The organism is Citrobacter sp. R-1.5.2 (genome assembly GCF_035064245.1).
In the GTDB taxonomy this organism is placed as follows: domain Bacteria; phylum Pseudomonadota; class Gammaproteobacteria; order Enterobacterales; family Enterobacteriaceae; genus Citrobacter.
The window spans coordinates 1-393 of record NZ_JASEYC010000101.1 but is presented as its reverse complement, the minus strand read 5'-3'; the positions used below and the strand labels follow the sequence as shown (position 1 = coordinate 393).

Genomic DNA, 393 nt, shown 5'->3' with positions numbered 1-393 from the left:
GCTTTCATCTTGCGGCGCCCAACGCCGCGCCCAAAGTGGGGCATCGACCCCAACCAAACCGACAGGGGAACACTACTCATCTTGGAATGGAAATCATCGTAGATTTTGCCGCCATTTTCGCCAATGAGGTCCAACCACCATTTGCGGGGCCATTGTGCGATTGCCGAGAACATGTCATTGAACGTCTCGTATCCGCCGTTCTTGACAATTTTCTCAGCGGTGCCTTCACGCAGACCGTCAATGTCCAAGCTCCGAGCAGTTTCGGTCAACTGCATAGTTAGGACGCGTTCTAGAACAGCATCACCTTCTAGGATAATGGGTATAGGAAGTATAAACCACCTTTTTGCTCCTCATCCGAAGTATCTTACCTGAAATTCCCTCACTCGTTTACCG

General features: G+C 50.6%; 1 protein-coding gene. It reads right to left on the bottom strand.

The features are described 5' to 3' along the window. The coding region (locus tag QMN38_RS26795; protein ID WP_323606434.1) for a hypothetical protein at nucleotides 1-275 on the bottom strand (275 nt) is incomplete at its 3' end. Nucleotides 276-393 lie beyond the last annotated feature (118 nt).